This window comes from Halomonas sp. NyZ770 (genome assembly GCF_020616575.1).
Classification (GTDB): domain Bacteria; phylum Pseudomonadota; class Gammaproteobacteria; order Pseudomonadales; family Halomonadaceae; genus Vreelandella; species Vreelandella hamiltonii.
Genome location: NZ_CP085143.1, coordinates 1,997,157 through 2,018,577 on the forward strand (window position 1 = coordinate 1,997,157; position 21,421 = coordinate 2,018,577).

The 21,421-nt window shown below is 63.0% G+C and carries 19 protein-coding genes; 8 read left to right on the plus strand and 11 right to left on the minus strand.

What is annotated here, in order from left to right:
- Positions 1-4 precede the first annotated feature (4 nt).
- Positions 5-784: an enoyl-CoA hydratase/isomerase family protein gene (locus LG409_RS09195; RefSeq protein ID WP_227408068.1), complete on the plus strand. Its 780-nt coding sequence runs from the start codon at positions 5-7 to the stop codon at positions 782-784.
- On the opposite strand, the gene LG409_RS09200 is transcribed toward LG409_RS09195, so the two are convergent.
- From LG409_RS09200 to LG409_RS09230, 7 genes are all read right to left on the minus strand, one after another.
- A complete protein-coding gene (locus tag LG409_RS09200) occupies positions 766-1,725 on the minus strand; it encodes an NAD(P)H-dependent flavin oxidoreductase (protein ID WP_227408069.1) in 960 nt (319 codons plus the stop codon). The genes LG409_RS09195 and LG409_RS09200 overlap by 19 nt on opposite strands.
- A gap of 204 nt (positions 1,726-1,929) precedes the next feature.
- A complete protein-coding gene (locus LG409_RS09205) occupies positions 1,930-2,856 on the minus strand; it encodes an electron transfer flavoprotein subunit alpha/FixB family protein (protein WP_227408070.1) in 927 nt (308 codons plus the stop codon).
- A gap of 40 nt (positions 2,857-2,896) precedes the next feature.
- On the minus strand, positions 2,897-3,646 hold the full coding sequence (locus LG409_RS09210) for an electron transfer flavoprotein subunit beta/FixA family protein (protein WP_227408071.1): 750 nt from the start codon (positions 3,644-3,646) through the stop codon (positions 2,897-2,899).
- A gap of 149 nt (positions 3,647-3,795) precedes the next feature.
- Positions 3,796-5,181 (minus strand): hypothetical protein, encoded by a 1,386-nt coding sequence (locus LG409_RS09215; RefSeq protein WP_227408072.1) that lies wholly within the window; start codon positions 5,179-5,181, stop codon positions 3,796-3,798.
- On the minus strand, positions 5,178-5,648 hold the full coding sequence (locus LG409_RS09220; protein WP_227408073.1) for a PaaI family thioesterase: 471 nt from the start codon (positions 5,646-5,648) through the stop codon (positions 5,178-5,180). The genes LG409_RS09215 and LG409_RS09220 overlap by 4 nt, the downstream gene beginning before the upstream one ends.
- Positions 5,645-7,246: a class I adenylate-forming enzyme family protein gene (locus LG409_RS09225; protein ID WP_227408074.1), complete on the minus strand. Its 1,602-nt coding sequence runs from the start codon at positions 7,244-7,246 to the stop codon at positions 5,645-5,647. Before LG409_RS09225 ends, LG409_RS09220 begins: the two co-directional genes overlap by 4 nt.
- Entirely contained in the window at positions 7,246-8,397 is a 1,152-nt protein-coding gene (locus LG409_RS09230) for an acyl-CoA dehydrogenase family protein (RefSeq protein ID WP_039181760.1), read from the minus strand. Before LG409_RS09230 ends, LG409_RS09225 begins: the two co-directional genes overlap by 1 nt.
- Positions 8,398-8,639: 242 nt before the next feature.
- On the opposite strand from LG409_RS09230, the gene LG409_RS09235 reads away from it, so the two are divergent.
- The 7 genes from LG409_RS09235 to LG409_RS09265 all read left to right on the plus strand — a co-directional run bounded on the left by LG409_RS09235 (position 8,640) and on the right by LG409_RS09265 (position 15,969).
- Positions 8,640-10,172 carry a 3-hydroxyacyl-CoA dehydrogenase gene (locus LG409_RS09235; RefSeq protein WP_227408075.1) on the plus strand — a complete coding sequence of 511 codons (1,533 nt, stop codon included), beginning with the start codon at positions 8,640-8,642 and terminating at the stop codon, positions 10,170-10,172.
- A gap of 45 nt (positions 10,173-10,217) precedes the next feature.
- Positions 10,218-11,426: a 3-oxoadipyl-CoA thiolase gene (locus LG409_RS09240; RefSeq protein WP_227408076.1), complete on the plus strand. Its 1,209-nt coding sequence runs from the start codon at positions 10,218-10,220 to the stop codon at positions 11,424-11,426.
- Positions 11,427-11,526: 100 nt separating this feature from the next.
- Positions 11,527-12,348, plus strand: coding sequence for an IclR family transcriptional regulator (locus LG409_RS09245; protein ID WP_227408077.1), 822 nt, complete (start codon positions 11,527-11,529; stop codon positions 12,346-12,348).
- Positions 12,349-12,432: 84 nt separating this feature from the next.
- A complete protein-coding gene (locus LG409_RS09250) occupies positions 12,433-13,545 on the plus strand; it encodes an MlaE family ABC transporter permease (RefSeq protein ID WP_227408078.1) in 1,113 nt (370 codons plus the stop codon).
- Positions 13,539-14,360: an ABC transporter ATP-binding protein gene (locus tag LG409_RS09255; protein WP_227408079.1), complete on the plus strand. Its 822-nt coding sequence runs from the start codon at positions 13,539-13,541 to the stop codon at positions 14,358-14,360. The genes LG409_RS09250 and LG409_RS09255 overlap by 7 nt, the downstream gene beginning before the upstream one ends.
- A gap of 5 nt (positions 14,361-14,365) precedes the next feature.
- Positions 14,366-15,307, plus strand: a complete 942-nt coding sequence (locus tag LG409_RS09260) for an MlaD family protein (protein WP_227408080.1) — start codon at positions 14,366-14,368, stop codon at positions 15,305-15,307.
- Positions 15,304-15,969, plus strand: coding sequence for an ABC-type transport auxiliary lipoprotein family protein (locus LG409_RS09265; RefSeq protein ID WP_096922938.1), 666 nt, complete (start codon positions 15,304-15,306; stop codon positions 15,967-15,969). Before LG409_RS09260 ends, LG409_RS09265 begins: the two co-directional genes overlap by 4 nt.
- Here LG409_RS09265 and LG409_RS09270 read toward each other — a convergent pair.
- From LG409_RS09270 to LG409_RS09285, 4 genes are read right to left on the minus strand one after another with little or no spacing between them, the layout of a single operon-like run.
- Complete coding sequence (locus tag LG409_RS09270) at positions 15,966-17,828, minus strand: protein kinase domain-containing protein (protein ID WP_227406531.1); 1,863 nt, start codon at positions 17,826-17,828, stop codon at positions 15,966-15,968. The genes LG409_RS09265 and LG409_RS09270 overlap by 4 nt on opposite strands.
- 18 nt (positions 17,829-17,846) lie before the next feature.
- Positions 17,847-19,148 carry a 2-oxo acid dehydrogenase subunit E2 gene (locus LG409_RS09275; protein ID WP_227406532.1) on the minus strand — a complete coding sequence of 434 codons (1,302 nt, stop codon included), beginning with the start codon at positions 19,146-19,148 and terminating at the stop codon, positions 17,847-17,849.
- Between the two features lie 17 nt (positions 19,149-19,165).
- Positions 19,166-20,143, minus strand: a complete 978-nt coding sequence (locus LG409_RS09280; RefSeq protein WP_016913922.1) for an alpha-ketoacid dehydrogenase subunit beta — start codon at positions 20,141-20,143, stop codon at positions 19,166-19,168.
- A 1-nt stretch (position 20,144) separates the two neighbouring features.
- Positions 20,145-21,347, minus strand: coding sequence for a thiamine pyrophosphate-dependent dehydrogenase E1 component subunit alpha (locus LG409_RS09285; RefSeq protein ID WP_227406533.1), 1,203 nt, complete (start codon positions 21,345-21,347; stop codon positions 20,145-20,147).
- Positions 21,348-21,421: the final 74 nt, after the last annotated feature.

Here is a 21,421-nt window from a genome sequence, read left to right on the forward strand (position 1 = left end):
GAATATGAGTCAGCAAGCCACGCCGCTCGTGCGGGTCCACCCAACGGCAGACGGTATTGCCCACATCGCCATTGCGCGCCCAGCGGTGCGCAATGCCCTCAACGAGCCCACGGCCCTGGCACTCAACGAAGCCCTTGCCAGGGCGGCGGCGGACTTACAGGTGCGCTGCGTGATTCTCAGCGGCGAAGGCAGCGCCTTCTGCGCCGGTGCCGACCTGGCAGAGTTCGAGAAAGCCACCACACAGCCCGCCAGCGAGCGGCTGGCGACGCTCTTTCTTCCTGCCCTGCGCACCATGATGACCATGGAGAAACCGGTGATCGCAGCGGTCAGCGGTGCCGCTGCAGGGATTGGCGTCTCCTATGTGCTGGCCAGCGACATGGTGGTCATGGGCCGCTCGGCGTACCTGAAGCTGGCTTTTATCACTATTGGCCTGATTCCTGATGGCGGCGCATGCTGGCATTTGGTGCGCAAGCTGGGTCATGCCCAGGCCTTTGAAATGGCGGCGCTGGCCACCCCCATCGACGCCGAGCGCTGCGTGGCGCTTGGTCTGGCCAATCGAGTGGTGGAGGATGATCAGGTGCTAGCGGAGGCCCGAGGGCTGGCGCAGGCGCTGGTGGCGCAATCTCCCCAGGCACTGGGAGCCACGAAACGCGCCTTGCGACAGGCAGCCAACCTGTCGCTCGACGACACCTTGACGCTGGAAGGCTCGCTGCAGGATGCCTGTAAAACCACGGAGGATTTTCAAGCGCGCGTGGCCGCCTTTCGTCAGCGCCGTCGCAACTGATCCCGTGCTTGTTGGTAATCCACACGCAGGGTGGCCACTTCATCGGCCACGCTGTTGAGCGTCGTGATACCGCCCACCCCCTGCCCTGCGCCCCAAATATCCCGCCATGCCTTGGCTTTGCTGCTGCCACCTGACCCATAGCGCATGGCGCTCTTGTCGCCCTCGGGCAGCGCATTCGGGTCCAGCCCGGCCAGCTCGATGCTCTGGCGAAGATAGTTGCCGTGCACGCCGGTAAACAGGTTGGTGTAGACGATATCCCCGGCAGCAGCCTCCAGCACCATCTGCTTATAAGCAGGCTGGGCATTGGCTTCCTGGGTAGCAATGAAGCGCGTGCCCATGTACACCATGTCCACGCCCAGCGCCTGCGCGGCGGCGATCTGCTCGCCTTTGGTAATCGTCCCCGCCAGCACCAGAGGCCCATCGTAGAACTGCCGAACCTCGGCCACGAAGGCAAAGGGGTTGAGCCGCCCCGCATGGCCGCCTGCGCCATGGCACACCAGAATCAGCCCATCCACTCCGGCATCGATGGCTTTTTGGGCGTGCCTGATCGTCGTCACATCGTGAAACACCAGGCCGCCGTAGGCGTGTACCTGCTCGACTACCCGGTTGGGCGCATGCAGGCTGGTGATGATCAGCGGCACCTTGAACTCCGCGCACAGCGCTACATCGTGGTCCAGGCGGTCATTGGTGGGGTGTACGATCTGATTCACCGCAAACGGTGCGGCGGGCTCTTGCGGGTGCTGAGCGTCATAGGCGTCCAGCGTCGAGGTAATCTGCTGCAGCCACTCCCGAAGCACTTCCGCAGGCCTGGCGTTCAGCGCCGGAAACGCGCCAATAATCCCCGCCTGACACTGGGCAATCACCAGCTCAGGGCCGGAAACGATGAACATGGGAGAGCCGATAACCGGCAGCGTCATTGAGGCAGTCAGTTGGGTTAGCATGGAAAACTCGCCAGTTATTATTGTGAACCAATACTGCAAAAGGCCCCACAGAGCCTTTCAGGAAGATAACGCACTGCAATGAAATGGTCGGAACAACCCGTAGCGGGGGTCTTTTGCCATGGATGGCAAAAGTAGCGCCCATGGAAGGGTTCACAGCGCCCCCGCGTAGGGTTGTTCCGACCAATGACAGGATGTCAGAAGCGCTTACAGCTTGCTCTCCAGCTCCGGCAGGATCTCGAACAGATCCCCCACCAGGCCGTAGTCGGCTACCTGGAAGATCGGGGCCTCTTCGTCTTTGTTGATCGCCACGATCACCTTGGAGTCTTTCATCCCCGCCAGGTGCTGAATCGCGCCGCTGATGCCCACGGCAATGTACAGCTCGGGGGCGACGATCTTGCCGGTCTGGCCTACCTGCATGTCGTTGGGCACGAAGCCTGCATCCACCGCCGCACGAGACGCGCCAATGGCGGCGCCCAGCTTGTCGGCAATGCCGTCCAGCAGTTTGAAGTTTTCGCCGTTGCCCATGCCGCGGCCGCCGGAGATGACGACCTTGGCACCGCCGAGTTCCGGGCGGTCGCTCTGGGCCAGCTCCTGCTTCACGAAGCGGGACTGGGCGTTGTCGACGACCACGTCCACGGCGTCCACGCTGGCGCTACCGCCGCTGCCTACCGCATCGAAGGCGGTGGTGCGCACGGTGATGACTTTCAGCGGGTCGTCGCTTTTCACCGTGGCGATGGCGTTACCGGCGTAGATCGGGCGCAGGAAGGTGTCGGCGCTCTCGACGCCAATCACTTCCGACAGTTGGCTGACGTCTTTCAGCGCGGCCAGCCGGGGCAGCACGTTCTTGCCGGTGGTGGAGGCGCTGGTCAGCACGTGGGTGTAGTCGTCGGCCAGGGCAACCAGCAGCGCGCCCATGGGCTCGGCAAGCTGATGGGCGTAGACGGCGTTGTCTGCCACGCGCACCTTGCTCACGCCGTCGAGTGTCGCGGCGGCTTCGGCGGCGGCCTGGACGCCTTCACCGGCGACCAGTACGTCGATATCGCCACCGATCGCCTGGGCGGCTGCCACGACGTGGGCGGTGGCGCTGGCCAGTTGGCCGTCATGCAAGTCGGCAAGTACCAGAATGCTCATGAGATCAGTTCCTTTCAAAGCGCGTTATCAAAGCACGTTATCAAAGTACCTTGGCTTCGTTTTTCAGTTTGTCGATCAGCTCGTCCACCGAGGCGACCTTGATACCGCCCTTGCGCTCGGCGGGTGACTCGACCTTGAGCAGCGTGACGTTCGACGCGACCTCGACCCCATAGTCGGCGGGGGTCTTGACGTCCAGCGGCTTTTTCTTGGCCTTCATGATGTCCGGCAGCTTGGCATAGCGCGGCTCGTTGAGGCGCAGGTCGGTGGTGACGATAGCGGGCAGCGTGAGGGCGACGGTTTGCAGGCCGCCGTCGATTTCACGGGTCACGTTCACCTTGTCGCCATCGATGGCGACTTCCGAGGCGAAAGTGCCCTGGGGCAGATTGGTCAGCGCCGCCAGCATCTGACCGGTCTGGTTGTTGTCGGTGTCGATGGCCTGCTTGCCAAGAATCACCAGACCAGGCTGCTCTTCATCCACCACCTTGGCCAGCAGTTTGGCCACCGCCAGCGATTCGACGCGCTCGTCGGTCTCGATGTGGATGGCGCGATCGGCGCCCAGCGCCAGCGCGGTGCGCAGCTGCTCCTGAGCAGCCTTGGGGCCTACCGTCACGGCGACCACTTCGCTGGCTGCTCCCTTCTCTTTCAAACGCACGGCCTCTTCCACGGCGATTTCGCAGAAGGGGTTCATGGCCATCTTGACGTTGGTCAGATCCACATCGGAGTGATCCGCCTTGACGCGGATCTTGACGTTGTAGTCGATGACGCGTTTTACCGCGACGAGGATTTTCATAAGGCATGCTCCCACGATTGAATCATCAGCTTTTAAGCTCTTCAGCTTTTTAGCCTTAATTCCGCATAGTAAAATAATATTTCACTTTATAAAAGAAACAATAAAAAAACGCCTGCCAAAGGTCAAGCGTTTCAGACAACGACCGCCTGCTAAAACGGCGGCCAGCCAAACCAGAGCGCCAGCAGCGGAATCGACGCCACCAAAAAACGCCCATTCCAGCGGTAGCCAATACGGGTCGCGGGCACGCCGGTAAAGCGCGACAGAATCAGCATCGACGCCGTCATGGGCGATGACATCAGCGCCAGTGCCCAACCCACCATCAACGACGCCCCGATCAGCGCTGGTGTCAGCCCAGGGATGTCCAGAGTGGGCAGCAGGCCCACCAGCAGCGTCACGGTGACGATAGGATTGACGCCTATTTGCGCCAGCCCCACGACCATCAGCATCGCCAAGACTGCGTTGAAGGTGCCCAGCGGGCCGAGCACCGCCAGCAGCGGCCCAAGCTGTTGGGTATCCACCAGGCCCACGCACAGATGCCCCAGGTAGCCCGCCGCCCCCAGTACCACGATCTCGTTGGCGCTGGGCGACAGCAGCCAGGGGAGCTGGCGATGAACCGCCGTTAGCGCTGCAGGCAGCCCGGCGTAACCCAGCCGGCGCCGCTGCCAGGCAAGCCATAGCAGCGCCCCGCTGGGGGCTCCCAGCAGTGCGGCAATCGGCAGGCGCACGTCGAGCAGCCAGGCCAGCGAAAACACCAGTGCCACGATGCCGATCAGCAGCACACTGAACTGGGCCAGAGGGCGCAGCGAGGGGGAAACGGAGGATTTGTTGGCGGGCGGATGCGGACCCGTCAGGTAATCCACCGCCCAGCCCGTCATGAAAATCAGCCCAGCCGCCCCCAGAATGTAAGGGGCTAGCTGCAGCCAGGTGACCTGGGGAAGACTGGAAAGCACCACGGCCACCCCGATGCCCATGGGCGAAATCAGCGGGGCCAGCGAAAAGCCGCGCAATAGCGCCAGCATCATGCGACGCTGGCGCGCCTGCTGCACCCAGGTACGGCCTTGGGCTGCGCTCAGGGTATTGCTCTTTTCGATCATGGCGGCAAACAGGTTGAGCACGCCAATGTTCAGAATGATCCCAAACAGCGCCGACCCCAGCGAGAGAATCGGGTAGCGGCGGCCCGGGGGCTGCAGCAGCATGCTCTGGCCACAGCGGCGCACCAGACGGGAGCGATAGGCGGGCAACCTGAGCATACTGAGCGCCACCACGAAAGTGGCAAAGAACGCAAAGCGCCCACTTGCCTCGAACAGCAGTTGGCCAGGGGTTGGCGAGCGCCACAGTGCCAGCAAAGTCAGAAGGCCCGCTGCACACAGCAGCCCCTTGGCCATGCGCGTCAACTGGCCTCGCAGGGTCGCCAGGTAGAGCAGCAGCGCGACAATGCCCACGGCCTGCCACAGCACGCTGCCCCCTGACAGATGGGTCAGGGTGGCCAGCGTTACCAGCAGCAGACAGGAGACCCGCACACGGGCTGGGCTCACTCGTTTGGCTCCTCCGCCTGTGGGTCCGGCATGCCGTGAGCCGACTCGCTGCCGCTGCGGCGGCGAAACGACCCCTCGCCCATGGCCACGAGGCGGCCCTGGTCATCGACGATGTCACCGCTGGTCATGTAGATCTTTTGGCCGCCCCCGCGCAGAGTGCCCGTAGCGCGCAATACGCCCTGCCGGGCGGGCCCCACGAAGGTGGTGGTCAGCGACAGCGTCATGCCACGACGAATGTTGCCCGGCACATCGCAGTGCAGGCCCGCCAGGCTCAGCACACTATCCAGCATCGAGGCCAGCACGCCGCCGTGGACGTTGCCGCTGCGGTTCAGGTGCTTGGGCTCGATGGTGAGCTCCACCACCGCGCGCCCCTCTTGCCACTCGACTACGTGCATCCCCAGCAATTCGTGATAGCCCATCAGCGCCTGGGGCGTGGTCGAGGTGCTTGGGCTGTCTGTTTCGCTCATGAGGCGCTCTCCTGCTGGGCCAGATCCCGCAGCCGCCCTTTCAAAATTTTCCCGCTGGCGGTGGAAGGCAGTGACTCCATCAAGACAATTTGAGTCGGCCGCTTGTAGGGCGCCAGCCGTTCGGCAATGAAAGCTTTGAGTTCGGCCATATCGACCTCGATACCCGGCTCGCACTGCACGAACGCCACCACTTCCTCATTGCCCGCCACCTGCCGCCCCACCACAGCGGTCAAGGTGACTGCCGGATGCTCGTTGATCACCGCCTCCACGTCCGGCGGGTAGATATTGAAGCCCGAACGAATGATCAGCTCTTTGCTGCGGCCGACGATATAGAGCCGATCGTCGTGATCCAGCCTGGCGATGTCACCGGTATTGAGCCAGCCATCTTCCGTCAGGGTGGCGCGGGTCGCCTCCGGCTGGCGGAAATAGCCTTTCATGACGTTGGGGCCACGCACCCAGAGCTCGCCCACTTCTTCTCCTGCGTTCTCGGTGGTGCCGTGACTGCCCAAGGGCTCCAGCCGATACTCCAGCAGCGGCAGCACCCGGCCCACGGTGCTGCTCTGGTGGCGGTCGTCGATACGCGTCTGGCTGATGGTCGGGCTGGCTTCGGTGAGGCCATAACCATTGTGCAGGGTCAGGCCAAACGCGGCCTCGACCCGGGTCTTGGTATCGCTGTCCAGAGGTGAACCGCCTGCCGAGATATAAATGAGCGCCGGCGCTTCCAACGCCCGCTGCTCGCGCTTCAGGTACTCCAGAGCCCGAGCGTACATGGCGGGCACCCCCTGCAGTACGGTAATGCGCTCCTCTTTCAAAGTGGCCAGCAGGTGCGGCGCCTCGAAGCGCGGTACGGTATACAGGCAAGCCCCGTTGTACAGCGAGCCCATGCACACCGACGAGAGGCCAAACACATGGGACATGGGCAGCACGCCATACACCCGCTGCCCTTCGTTGAGATGGCGCATACCGCCGGAAATCGAGGCGATATACAGAATGCCACGATGGGTGAGCATCACGCCTTTCGGCGTGCCGGTGGTGCCCGAGGTGTAGATCATCGCCGCCACCTGTTCGGCACCGCTGGCTTCTACGGGCTCGGGCTCACTATCGCACAGTGGCGAAATGGCCAGGCTACCCAGTTGAGGGTGCTGGTAACGGTCGGCTGCGTGGCGCTGGGCGTGCTGAACCGCTTCGGCAGAGGCTTCGCAGGTATAGAAGATACGTCGAGGCTGGCAATTCCCGCGAATCGCGTCTACCTCTTGCGCCGACAAACGCGAGTTGACGATGGCTACCCAGACGTCCAGTTCACTGGCGGCCAACAGCAACACCACCAGTGCCCGACAGTTTTCACTGACCGTCATGATCCGGTCGCCGGGGCGCACGCCCAAGGCACCCAGCCACTCGCAGGCGGCCCGAACCTCCTGGCCCAGCTCGGCGTAGCTCCAGCGGACGCTGCCATCCACCAGCGCGGGGTGATCCGCCAGGCGCTGAGCGTTTTCCAGCACGCGGGTGCTCAAACGCTCGGGTAGCTCCGCCAACAGCTCGCTCGCTAAGCGGCCAAAAATCGTCTCGTCTGGCGCTTGGTAAGGGACCGACAGAGCCATCAGGACGCCTCCCGCACCATGTTGCGCGCGATCACCAGCTGCTGAATCTGCGTCGTACCTTCGTAAATGCGGAACAGACGCACATCGCGATAAAAGCGCTCTACGGCGTATTCCGACATGTAACCTGCTCCGCCATGAACCTGTACGGCCCGGTCGGCCACGCGGCCGACCATTTCGGCACAGAACAGTTTGCAGCAGGAGGCCAGGGTGGAGACGTTTTCGCCATCGTCCTTGCGTCTGGCGGCGTCCATCACCATGGTTTTGCCCGCATAGGCCTCGGTCTTGCTATCCGCCAGCATCGCCTGCACCAGCTGGTGCTCTGCCAGCGGCGCGCCAAACTGCTTGCGCTCCATGGTGTAGCGCAGCGACTCTTCCACCAGCCGTTCGGCCACGCCCACGCACACCGCAGAGATATGCAGCCGCCCACGGTCGAGCACCTTCATGGCAGTCTTGAAGCCCTGGCCCTCTTGACCGCCAATGATGTTCTCAGCGGGCACCCGGCAGTTGTCGAAAATGATATCGCAGGTATGCGCGCCCTTCTGGCCCATCTTGTTATCTGCCGGGCCACGAATCAGGCCTGGCGTATCGCCCTCAACGATAAACGCTGAAATACCGCCCGCGCCCTTGTTGTCCGGGTCGGTACGCGCCATCACGGTGAACAGGTCGGCTTCCGGGCCGTTGGTGATATAGCGCTTGGTGCCGTTCAAGAGGTAGTGGTCGCCATCGCGCACGGCGGTGGTGCGCAGGCTGGCAGCATCCGACCCAGAGTCGGGCTCGGTAAGGCAGAACGAGCTGAGAATCTCGCCGGTGGCCAGCCGCGGCACGTACTTGGCTTTCTGGGCATCGGTGCCATCGATCAAGATCCCCTGGGCGCCGATGCCGTTGTTGGTACCAAACACCGAACGAAACGCCGGGGAGGTCTTGCCGATCTCCATGGCTACCAGAGCTTCCTCTTCCATGGTGAGCCCGAGGCCGCCGTACTCTTCGGGGATCGACAGTCCGAACAGCCCCATCTCCTTCATCTCGGCTAGGATCTCGGCGGGCACTGCATCCTCTTCGGCCAGCCGGGCCTCATTGGGAATCAAACGCTCCCGGACGAAACGGGCAATGGTATCAACCAACTGATTCAGCAGTTCGGGATCACGGATCATGACGGCTCCTGGGGCAACGATATTTTTATGGTTGGCGTTTTCGGGGCAGTGATGCCTGCCAATGCGCTTGATAGGTGGTCGACACCTCTGCCCTGCACACTGCCTCGCCTAATTGTTTTGCATGGCGAAACCAGCGCTCACTCTCTTGTCAGGCACTTTTGCATAGCCTAGGATGGCAGTCAATAAACGAAACGCTATTTTGCAATGCAGAACAAAAACGCTCACAGCGAGGATGTTGACCCATGTACAATGACCCAATCGCCCATTCGTTCACCACCCTCGGCATTGTCGGCACGGGGGCCATGGGGAGAGGCATTGCCCAGCTCGCCGCGCAGGCGGGTCTGAAGGTCATGCTATTTGATGTCAAGGAAGGCGCGGTGGCGGAAGCGAAAGCCTTTATTCAAGGATTATGGCAGCGTAGCGCCGACAAGCAGCGAATGACCCAGGTTCAAGCCGAGCAGTATGGCGAGCGACTGGTCGAGGCCCGCGACCTCACCGCCCTGGCCCCTTGCGACATCGTCGTCGAAGCCATTATCGAGAAGCTGGACGCCAAACAGGAATTGTTTGGCGATTTGGAGAGCATCGTTCGCCAGGATGCCGTGCTGGCCACCAACACTTCTTCGCTGTCGGTGACCGCGATTGCGGCCGCCTGCCAGCACCCGGAACGGGTGATTGGCTTTCACTTCTTCAATCCAGTGCCGCTGATGAAAATCGTCGAGGTGATTCCGGGGCTGAGAACGGATCACAGCGTTACCCAGCGGGTCGATGCCCTGGGGTCTGCCATGGGCCACTTCACCGCCCAGGCCACCGACACCCCCGGTTTTCTGGTCAATCACGCCGGGCGCGCCTTTGGCACCGAAGCGCTGCGTATTCTGAGCGAGAGCGTGGCCGACCCTGCCACCATTGATCGCATCATGGTCGACCAGGGCGGCTTTCGCATGGGGCCGTTCACGCTGCTGGACCTGACCGGTCTCGACGTTTCCCATGCGGTGATGGAGTCGGTGTACCACCAATATTATGAAGAGCCGCGCTTTCGGCCCTCACCCCTGACCCGCCAGCGGCTTTCGGCGGGGCTGCTGGGGCGCAAGACCGGCGAAGGCTTCTACCGCTACGTGGAGGGCCAGCAGCAGATGCCAGAAGAGCGCCCCCGCCAGGCGACGCCTGGTTGCCCGGTGTGGGTCAGCCGAGAGGACCCGGACAGCGCCGCTCAGCTTGCCGAGCTGGTCGAAGCTGCAGGCTGGCCGCTGGAGAGCGGGCAGCAGCCTTCCCCGGAGGCGCTGTGCCTGTTGACGCCGCTGGGTGAAGACACCACCCAGTGCGCCCTGCGCCAGGGCCTGAACGCCGAGCAGTGCGTGGCGGTGGACATGCTGGCAGGGCTTGCAAAGCGCCGCAGCCTGATGGCGTCGCCCTTGACCCGCGAAAGCTTCATCGAGGCCGCAGCCAGCCTGCTCAATGCCGATGGCACGCCGGTCAGCACACTCCAGGACAGCAATGGCTTCGTGCTGCAGCGGGTGGTGGCCTGCATCGTCAATGTCGGGGCAGATATCGCTCAGCAAGGGGTCGCAGCGCCTGCCACCATCGACCGGGCGGTAGAGCTCGGCCTGGGCTACCCGTTCGGCCCGCTACGCATGGGCGACCACTACGGCGCCTCGCGCATCCTGACCATTTTGCACAACCTGCTGGACGCCACCGGCGACCCCCGCTACCGCCCTAGCCCGTGGCTGCGCCGCCGCGCTGCGCTGGGCATGTCCCTGACGAACGGGCCAACGGGCTGACACCCCCAGTTGCCGATACGGCTCACCCAAACAAGGAGAACAACCATGCAAGACGCCTATATCTACGACGGATTACGCACCCCTTTTGGCCGCCATGGCGGCAGCCTGGCGGCCATTCGCCCGGATGAGTTACTGGGATTGACATTAAAAGCGCTGGTGGCGCGCAACCCATTTGCCCCAGAAAGCTACGAAGAAGTGCTGGCGGGCTGCACCAACCAGGCGGGCGAAGACTCTCGCAACGTGGCACGCCACGGGGCGCTGCTGGCGGGCCTGCCCATCGACGTCGCGGGGCAGACGGTCAACCGGCTGTGCGGCAGCGGCCTCGCCGCCATGATGGACGCCGCCCGGGCGGCGCGTCTGGGCGAAGGCGAGCTGTTCCTGGCGGGCGGGGTCGAGTCCATGTCGCGTGCGCCCTACGTGCTGGGCAAGGCCGACTCCCCCTACGCGCGCAATCAGCCCATGTTCGATACCGTGATTGGCTCGCGCTTCCCCAACCCGTGGATTGCCAAAGAGTACGGCAGCCACAGCATGCCGGAAACCGCAGATAACATCGCCCACGACCTGAACATTGGCCGCGACGCCAGCGACGCCTTTGCCGCCCGCTCCCAGGCCCGCTACGCCCAGGCACTGGCCAACGGTTTTTATGACGGCGAGATGTTCGGCGTCGAAGTGCCTCAGGGGCGCAAACAGCCGCCACTGCGAGTGGACAAGGACGAGCACCCCAGGCCGGAAAGCACCGAAGAGAAACTGGCCAGGCTGGGTGCGCTGTTCGACAACGGCGTCGTGACCGCAGGCAACGCTTCCGGTTTGAACGATGGCGCGGCGGCGCTGATCGTCGGCACCTTGGCCGCGGGCGAGCGTGCCGGGATTGCCCCCCGCGCCCGTATCGTGGCCAGCGCCGTGGCGGGCGTTGCCCCTCGGGTGATGGGCCTGGGGCCAGTGCCCGCGTCGCAAAAAGCGCTGGCCCGGGCTGGCCTTGAGCTGGCGCAGATGGACGTCATCGAAATCAATGAGGCCTTTGCGGTGCAGGTGCTGGGCTGCGTTCAGCAGCTCGGGCTTTCCGCCGACGACCCACGCCTGAACGCCAACGGCGGCGCCATTGCCATCGGCCATCCGCTGGGTGCCTCGGGCGCGCGCCTGGCCCTCACGGCCCTGCGCCAGCTGGAAGCCACCGGCGGGCGCTATGCGCTGGTGACCATGTGCATCGGCGTAGGTCAGGGCATTGCCACCATCATCGAGCGCCTGGAGCGCTGACGCAGGCCAAGCGTTGATGGCATTTGTCATCACGCTATGCATCGCCCCAGCGCAGGTATGCGATACTTGCCACTCAATGAACGATTAGCCGAGACGCTTGATGGAACCCACCGACGCCGCTGCTGATGAGCCGCAACCCTCCGAAAAAGACCGCAACTTCGTCACCGCGCTGGCGCGTGGGCTGGAACTGCTCCGCGCCTTTGGAACGGGCGAGGAGTACCTGGGCAATGCGGAGCTCTCCAATCGCACCCGCATTCCCCGCCCCACGGTGTCACGGCTGACCTACACGCTGACCCAGCTTGGCTACTTGCAGCATAACCGCCATCTGGAAAAGTACCGCCTGGGGCCAGGGGTGCTGGCACTGGGCTATCGCTTTCTAGCCAACATGGGGATACGCGAAGTCGCCCGCCCCCATCTGCAGCAGTTTGCCGATGCCACCGACTGTAACGTCAGCCTGGGCAGCGCCGACCGCAGCGACATGGTGTATCTGGAAACCTGCCATGGCCACGGCCCGCTGATCATTCGCCTGGACGTGGGCTCCCGGCTGCCCATCGCCACGTCGGCCATCGGGCGCGCGTGGCTTTGCGGGCTGTCTGGCGAGCGTCGCCATCAGGTGATGCAAGAGCTGGCCGCGTTTCATGGCAGCGACTGGCCCCGCCTGCAGGCGGGCATCGAACAGAGCCTGCGCGACTATGCCGAGTACGGCTTCTGCCTCTCCGAACAGGATTGGCAGCGGGATATCAGCGCGGTGGCGATGCCGCTGATTCTGGAAGATGGTGCGGAAGTCATGGCCATCAACTGTGGCGGCTCCAGCCTGCGGCTGGATCATGATCGCCTGGTCAACAATCTTGGCCCACGACTCAAGGAGGTCGCTGCCCGCATCAAGCAGGAACTCGCCCCCAAATATGGGGCTTCACGTTAATCCCGTTGCCGACGACCTTTCACTAACGCTCGTTTGAATGCATCATGGAGCATTAATCGCCTTGTCGGCACATGGGGAGCAAGGATGCCAAACAAGTGGATCACGCAACACGATGATCACATAGCGCTGCACGGGGAATGGACGCTTCGCCACTATTCGGCCTTGAGAGACACGCTGAATCGACAGCAGGAGGTCTCTGAGGCGTCTATCCAGCTGCCCGGCTTCGACAAACTGGACACAGCGGGCGCCGCGCTGGTCATCGAGCTGGTAGGCGTTGACAAAGCCAAGCAGGTAAATGAGTGGGCCAGCGAGCTACCGGACGCGCAGCAAGCTCTGCTGATGCGTCTGGCCGAGGCCATGGCATCCCCGCTGGAAAATGACCAACCGCGCGCCTCTCGTGTCAGCGAAGCGCTGGCTTCCATCGGTCAGCAGATGAGCGGTTTGTGGTCTCAGCAGCGTCAACTGCTGGGGTTCATCGGTCTGGTGCTGGCGGCCTTCGCCCCGCTAGTGTTTCGGCCCAGCCGCTGGCGCATCACCGCTACGGTGGCCCATGTGCAGCAAAGTGGCCTGAATGCCGTGCCCATCGTGGCCCTATTGACCTTCATGGTGGGGGCCGTGGTGGCCTTTCTCGGGGCCACGGTGCTGGAAGACTTTGGGGCCACGGTGTACACCATCGATCTGGTGGCGTTTTCCTTCCTGCGTGAATTCGGCGTGCTGCTGGCGGCCATTCTGCTGGCGGGGCGTACTGCCAGCGCCTTCACGGCGCAGTTGGGGGCCATGAAATCCAACGAGGAGATCGACGCCCTCAAAACCCAAGGGCTGGACCCCATCGAGCTGCTGGTGCTGCCCCGGGTCATGGCCATGCTGATCAGCCTGCCCCTGCTGGCCTTCGTCGGCATGCTCAGTGGCCTGGTCGGTGGCGCCATGGTCGCCACCCTCTCGCTGGATATCTCCCTGACCCAATTCATGGACACGCTCCAGAACGACGTCTCGGTGACGCATTTTCTGGTGGGCATGAGCAAGGCCCCGGTGTTTGCTTTCGTGATTGCCGTGATTGGCTGTCTGGAAGGCTTCAAGGTCAGCGGCAGTGCCCAGTCCGTGGGCACCCATACGACCTCCAGCGTCGTACAATCCATTTTCATGGTGATTCTACTGGACGCTCTGGCGGCACTCTTTTTCATGGAGATGGGATGGTAAAGGAACTCCACAAGACACCCGATGCCCGCGACGACCACGCGGCCATCACCGTCGAGGGGCTGGTCAACCGCTTTGGAAGCCACGTGGTCCACGAAGACCTCGACCTGACGCTGCAGCGCGGTGAAATTCTCGGCGTGGTCGGCGGGTCGGGCACCGGCAAATCCGTACTGCTACGCAGTATCGTCGGTCTCAAGAAGCCCGATGGGGGCCGCATCGACGTGTTGGGCAACCGGCTCGACGAGCTGAGCGATGCCGAGCGCAGCCTGGTCGAACGGCGGTTTGGCGTGCTTTTCCAGCGTGGTGCCCTGTTCAGCTCGCTGACGCTACAGGAAAACGTCGCGCTCCCCCTCATCGAGCACGCCAAGCTGTCCCGAGAAGAAGCCGAGTACCTGGCGCGCATCAAGCTGGCGCTGGTCGGCCTGCCCCCGCAGGCGGCGCGACAGTTCCCGGAGTCGCTGTCGGGGGGCATGGTCAAGCGCGCCGCGCTGGCTCGCGCCCTGGCCCTGGACCCTGACATTCTGTTTCTCGACGAACCCACCGCCGGGCTGGACCCTATCGGGGCCGCCGCCTTCGATCAGCTGCTGGTCACCTTGAGAGACGCCCTGGGGTTCAGCGTCTTTCTGGTCACCCACGACCTGGACACGCTCTACGCCGCCTGCGACCGCGTCGCGGTGTTATCCCAGAAGCGCGTGCTGGTGGCCGATACCCTGGAGAAAGTCGCCCAGACCGACGACGAGTGGATACAGGACTATTTCAATGGCCCCCGTGGACGCGCCGCGCAGCGCTCTGCCGAACCGACTTCCCGCGAGGAGTGAGACATATGGAAACCCGCGCGCACCATATCATGATCGGCTTGTTCACCGTGCTCACGGCAGCCGCTGCCCTGCTCTTTGCCCTATGGATGAGCCACGCGGCGGGCGAGCGCGACTACCAGCCCTACCGCATCCTGTTCGAGCGCAGCGTCAGCGGCCTGGCGGTGGGCAGCAAGGTGCAGTACAACGGCATCGAGGTAGGTGATGTCACCGAATTGAGCCTCAACCCGGATGACCCCCGCCAGGTGCTGGCCAGTATCCGTGTGTACGAAGACACCCCGGTCAAGACCGATACCCGGGCACGTCTGGCCTTTGCCAGCATTACTGGCAGCATGTCCGTTCAGCTGCATGGCGGCACGCCGGAGACCCCGCGCCTGCTGGACCAGAGCGATGACGACATGCCGTTCATTCGCGCCGACCCGTCGCCGATTGCCACGCTCTTCGAAGAGGGCGAAGAGATGATCGACAACATCAACGCCATTCTGAAAAACGTCAACGAGCTGTTCAACGACGACAATCGCCAGGAGGCAGGCAACATTCTCACCAACGTTGCCCAGATCACCGACATGATTGCCTCCCAGCAGTCTGCTCTGGACGAGAACATGGCCCTGTTCGGTGAGGTCTCGCGTCAGGCCACCGCCACCCTGGAAAGCATCGAGACCCTAAGCCAGGAAGCGCATTCGCTGCTCAGCCGCGAAGGTCGAGAGGTCATGCAGAGCGCCGAGAATGCCAGCCGCGACGTGGCCAACGCCGCCCAGCGCATCGAACAGCTGGTGGATGACAATGCCGGTGCCGTGGAAAGCACGCTGCATAGCACCCGCGATATTGCCCCGGCCCTGGCGGCGCTGCGCGCCACCCTGACCACCCTGGATCGCATTACCCGCCAGCTCGAAGAGAACCCCACCAACTTTTTGCTGGGCCGTGACCAGATAGAGGAGTTCCGCCCATGATGTTCAAGACCCTGCGAGCCAAAGCCCTGCACATCAGGCCACTTCGAAACGGGGCCCTTCGAATCAGCCCCCTGCGTACAGGCGCCCTGCTGATCATTCTGGCCACCCTGACGGCCTGTTCGATCCTGCCCGACAACGAACCGGCCACGCTTTATCGGCTGCCGGCCGTAGACACCTCAGGGCAGCCGAATGCAGCGGCCACCCACGCCATGACGCTGGGCATCGCCACGCCAGAAACGGGGCACTTGCTGGGCAGCAACCGCATGGTGGTATTTCCGGAAGGCAACGTGGTGAACGTCTACGAAGGCGCACGCTGGCACGAGGACGCTCCGGACATGCTCAAGGCCCGGCTCATCGAAGGCCTGCAGGCCCAGCAGCGGTTTGCGAGCGTCGGCAGTGATCGCCTGCCCCACGACCTGACCCTGCTCAGCGAGCTGCGCCACTTCCAGAGCGAATACGACGATACGCCGCCCAGCGTCAACGTGCAGCTGGATGTACAGCTGGTTGACAGTAACCGCGCGCCCTTGGCGACCAGCAGCTTCGCCATACGTAAGCGTGCCAGCAGCGTCGCCATTGCCGACGTGGTCGATGCCTTCGGCGCAGCGTCCGATGATTTGAATCAGCAGTTGGGCGAGTGGCTGACCCGCGAGGTAACTCGCTAACGCGGATCGATTGCCCCACCGCTCAGCTTGCGCAGATAGTCGCGCGGGTCTCTGGGGTAGTAGTGGGCAGGCTGGCACTCCAGGTGGGTAAAGAACCGGGTGTCCTTGTAGGGCATTTTCATGAAGCCCGACACCCCCAGCCCTTCGATCTGATTGACGCTGTCCAGCATGTGCGCCAGCAGCGCAGAGAATGCCTGCTCTCGGCGTGGGTCCAGCAGACGGTAGTAGCTATGAATCTTCAGGTGTCTGGGCAGCGCCTCGAAGATGATCATGCCGGTATGGTGAATGTCATTGAGCTGCTCCAGCAGGGCCATGATGCTTTCGGGCAACACCAGCAGCTCTTCTGGATCCGGACCATCTTCGAAGTAACTGTGCTGGCGGGTGCGATCCTCCATCTCCGGCACGGCGCTCACCTCATACCCGATGGTCATGCCCGGCTGCGCAGCGAACGAAGCATCGGCGCTTTCCCGCTCCAGGTGCAGCGTCTGCCGCGCATTGAACAGGCAACTCTTGAAAATACCCTGGCGATGGATGGCCCGCGCCAGATGCACCATGTTATTCACCGCTTCGGTAAAGGCGGGCTTCAGGTCGGGGTCGTGCAGATTGAGCGACGAGTCGATATAGACGCCCTCCCGCTCCCAGCGCACGGCCAGCCCGCCCACCACGGGGTATTTGCCCAACCGGCTCACCGACGCCAGAAAGGCTTTCTCGGTGTCGCCCATGCCCTGCATGAACTGCTTGTAGTAGCGGTCCAGCTGCACGTCATTGACGTCATTGAGGGTTTCTTCGACGCTGGCCTCGCGCAGAAAGGCCTTGCGAGAGCTGTACACCACGGTATCGATCTCCCGGCGCTGGCGATGCCCCCAGATCGGCACCAGGGGCGGCGGCGGCACGGCAGGCAAGTCGATCATCACGGTTCTGGCCATGCGCGGCATTTCACGAATGAAGTGATCCCCCGCGCGGCGGCGAATGGCCGGGTCGGCATCCAGCAGCCCATCCAGCGTGCGGGCAAACTCGATGGGCAGGCCCAACGCACTGGCCGGAATCGCCCGGCAGCCAAAACGGCAGGACTGTGCCGATGCCAGGGCATACAGGGTCCCCGCCACCCCCTGTTCGTCGAAACGCGGCGATGACAGCGCGCCGTTGAGCTGCTCATCGCCGATGAAGTAGACATCGCCCAGCCGTGCGTTGGTCTGCTGCAGGTTATCCGACATCAGCTCCATCACGTTGGCACCGACGAACTGCAGCGCCGCATCCAGCTGGGCAAAGACCGACGACCCCCAATCGATCAAGGCGATGCTTTCCCTGCTGGCGTCGAACACCAGGTTGGAAGGCTTGATGTCGCCATGCACCACCGGGCGGGCATGGGGGCCGGTTTCCCGGCGCAGGGTGACCAGAATCTCCGCCAACTGTGCGGCAATATGCACCACCAGGCGCGGCGAAAGCCGCCCCTGGCGCAGCGATACTTGCTCGAGATTCCAGCCGGGCGCGCGCTCCATGACCAGAATGGACTGACCGCGCACGCGCTGATAGGCGATCAGTCCGGGAATCAGAGGGTGGCTGACCTGGTCGAGCATGAACGCCTCTTCTTCGAGGCGCTCTTGCAAGTGGGTAGGCAGCGTGATGCGCGAGAACTTGAACACATAGTGGGTGGGCTGCCCCTGCTGCTGAGCGCTGCCCGCAAACACGAAACCATAGGCCCCCTTGCCAATCAGCTCGATGTCCCGGTATCCCAGCTGCACCAGCTGAGCCTGGCACAGCGCTACCCAGTCTTTCAGCTTGCGCGCATCGTGATGGCTCAGCAGATAGACCGACTGCTCCTCTGGAATATAGAACTGCTGTAGCGCTGCCTGACTCATGGGGGCAATGGCCTTGGGTCAGGCCAAATGCAGCAGCATGGTCTCTGGCGCTTCCAGAGACGCTTTCCAGTGGTTGCAGAAGCGCGCAATGGTGCCGCCGTCGATGAATCGATGGTCTCCTGCCCAGGTCACGGTCATGATGGCGCGTCGCTGCACGGCGCCCTCGGCATCGAAACGCGGCAGCCACTGGGTCTTGCCGATGGCCACGATGGCCGCTTCCGGGGCGTTGATGATAGGAGCGGCGTAGGTGCCGCCCAGGGCGCCAATATTGGAAATGCTGATGGTGCCACCCTTGAGGTCCGCCTGATCCACACGACCTTCCCGCGCCGCCTGAGTCAATCGGCTCACCTCCCTGGCAATGTCCAGCAGGCTCAGCTGCTCCACCGCTTTCACGTTAGGCACCAGCAAGCCCGCCTTGCTGTCCACCGCCATGCCGATATTGCACTGGGCAAAATAGTGCAGCTCGTCCCCCTCGGCATTGAGCTGCGCATTGAGGATGGGGTGCTCGGCCACGGCCAGCGCCAGCGCCTTCATGAAGAAGGGCATCAGCGTCAGCCGCTCCCCCAGCGCTTCCACCCGGGGCTTGAGGCGCTCGCGCAGCGCCAGCAGCTCAGTGACATCCACCTCTTCCCCATAATGAAAGTGCGGTATGGTCGTCGCGGCTTCCACCATGCGCCGAGCCATGACGGCGCGCACGCCGCGCAGGGGCTCGACCCGGGCGGGGCCTGACTGGCCCACCGCCGGTTTCCCTTGGGTGTGATGGGCCGTGTCGCTGGGCGCAGCGTGGCTGGATTTCACATGCGCCAGCACGTCTTCCTTCAATACGCGGCCATCCTTGCCGCTACCGGCGATGTCCGCCAGCACCAGCCGATGCTCGCGCACCAGCCGCCTGACGGCCGGGCTGGCCGGGGGTTTCACCGGGCAGGCTGGCCCTTCCGTCGGGCACTGTGGCGTCGATTGTTCGACGCTGGGCGATGGCGTAGAAGGTGGCGGCTTACTGATTTCAGCAGCGTCGCTGGCAGGGGAACGGGTGTTATCTGAACTCTCTTCTGCAACCTCTTCTGCACTCTCTTTGGCACCCTCTTCTGCACTCTGATACGCGTAAAGCGGCGCATGCACCTTGGCGATTTTCCCTTGGGGCACATACAGTTTGGTCACCGTGCCCGCTTCGGGCGCAGTGATCTCCACCAGCGCCTTGTCGGTCATGACCTCGACGATGGGCTGGTCTTCTTCGATGGTGTCGCCTTCGGCCACTCGCCACTCCACCACTTCACACTCGACGATGCCTTCACCGATATCCGGTAGTAAAAAATCACTCATGACCGTTCTCCCTCGCGTCAAAAATTCACGCTTTCGCGAATCGCTTCAAAAATTTTCAGATGGTCCGGCAGGTACTCTTTCTCCAGGATCAGCGGGAAAGGTGTATCCAGACCGGTCACCCGAGTAATCGGCGACTCCAGATAGAGAAAACAGCGCTCCTGTATCGTGGCGGCGATCTCACCGGCAAAACCTCCGGTCAGCGGCGCTTCGTGGCTGACGATCATACGACCGGTCTTGAAGACCGACTCGGCAACGGTATCCACATCCCAGGGCAGCAGTGAACGCAGATCGATGACCTCGCAGGCAATGCCCTGCTCTTCGGCCAGCTCGGCGGCCTTGCCGATCACTTCCATTTGCGCTCCCCAACCCACCAGGGTGATATCGCTGCCCTCCCTGACGACCTCGGCCTCACCAATGGGCAGCTGATAGTCGTCTTCGGGCACTTCGCCCACGGCGGCCCGGTAGAGGCGCTTGGGCTCCAGAAACAGGACCGGGTCGGGGTCACGGATCGCCCCCAACAGCAACCCCTTGGCCTGATAGGGGTTGCGCGGCACCACTACCTTCAGGCCCGGCGTGTGGGTAAAGTAGGCTTCCGGCGACTGAGAGTGATACAAGCCACCCGAGATGCCGCCGCCATACGGCGTGCGGATGGTCAGGCCACCCACGTTGAACAGATCGCCAGAGCGGTAGCGGAACTTGGCGGTTTCGTTGACGATCTGGTCGAAGGCGGGAAAGATGTAGTCGGCGAACTGAATCTCCGCCACGGGCACCGAGCCCTGGGCTGCCAGACCGTTGGCAAAGCCGATGATGCCCTGCTCCACCAGCGGCGTGTTGAAACAGCGCGCCTTGCCATACTTCTCCTGCAAATGGCTGGTCGCTCGGAATACCCCGCCAAAAACCCCCACGTCTTCACCAAAGCAGATGACCTTGTCATCTTCCGCCATGGCGATGTCCAGGGCGTTATTGATGGCCTGCAGCATGTTCATGGTGCTCATCCTAGGCATCTCCCTGTGCGTCGTGGGCCGTCGATACGCTGGGGTCCAGCGACTGAGCGCCGCGCGGGTAGGCATCGGGATAGCGGCGAATGTGCCGTTTCAACTGATCCAGCTGGCGCTGCAAGGCAGGCGTCACGTCGGCATAGACATCGGTAATCAAGGAATCCAGCGGCGGCGGCGGACGCTTTTCGGCGCGCTTCATGGTCTCCAGCACTTCCCGCCGCAGGCTCTCCTGCTGGCGGGCCTCTTCGTCGTCGCTCCACCACCCTTTACTCACCAGCCAGCGCTGCAGGCGCAATAGCGGGTCCTTGACTCGCCACGCCTCCTCTTCGCTCTTGGCACGATAGCCCGACGGGTCGTCCGAGGAGGAGTGCGCCGCCAAGCGGTACGACATGGCTTCGATCAGCACCGGCTGATGCTGCTCCACGGCTATCTTGCGCGCCTGGCGGGTGGCTTCGAAGACGGCCAGGGCGTCGTTGCCATCCACGCGAATGACATGCATGTGATAGCCGAACGCACGCGGGGCAATGCCATCGGCGGCAAACTGTTCGGTGGCGGGAGTCGAGATGGCATAGCCATTGTTGCGACAGAAGAAAATGACCGGCACCTGATGCACCGAGGCCATGTTCAGGGCGGCGTGGAAGTCGCCTTCCGAGGCAGCCCCTTCACCGAAGAACGTCAGGGTACAGTGGCCTTCACCTGCGAGCTTCTGGCCATAGGCATAGCCGGTCGCCTGGGGAATCTGAGTGGCCAGCGGCGAAGAGATGGTCATGTAATGCAGCTTGCGGGAACCATAGTGAATCGGCATCTGCCGCCCCTTGCCATAGTCCAGCTCGTTGCCAAACAGCTGATTCATGAACTCGTCGATGGAGAACCCGCGATACATGAGTGCGCCCTGTTCGCGGTACTGCGCCATGATCATGTCGGCATCGTCCAGAGCGGCGGTGGCTCCCACCACCGCGGCCTCCTCACCGGTACACTGCATGTAGAAGCTGAGCCTGCCCTGGCGCTGCGCGGCCATCATGCGCTCATCGAGAATACGCGTGGCCAGCATGGCCTGATAAAGCCTGCGGGCGTGGTCGCGGCTCAAGGCGGGCTCGTCGGCACCTTCATGGAGCTCGCCCTCGGGGCTGAGCACGCTGAAGGTGTCTATGGAGAATTCGTCGCCGGTCATGAAGGTCGGCTGATGTACGAACTGAGTCATCGTTATTGTCCTTGTTTTTACCCCTTTTGAGGGCAGTGTTGTTGGTGATGACCGTTTGTGCCAGTGGATTTATC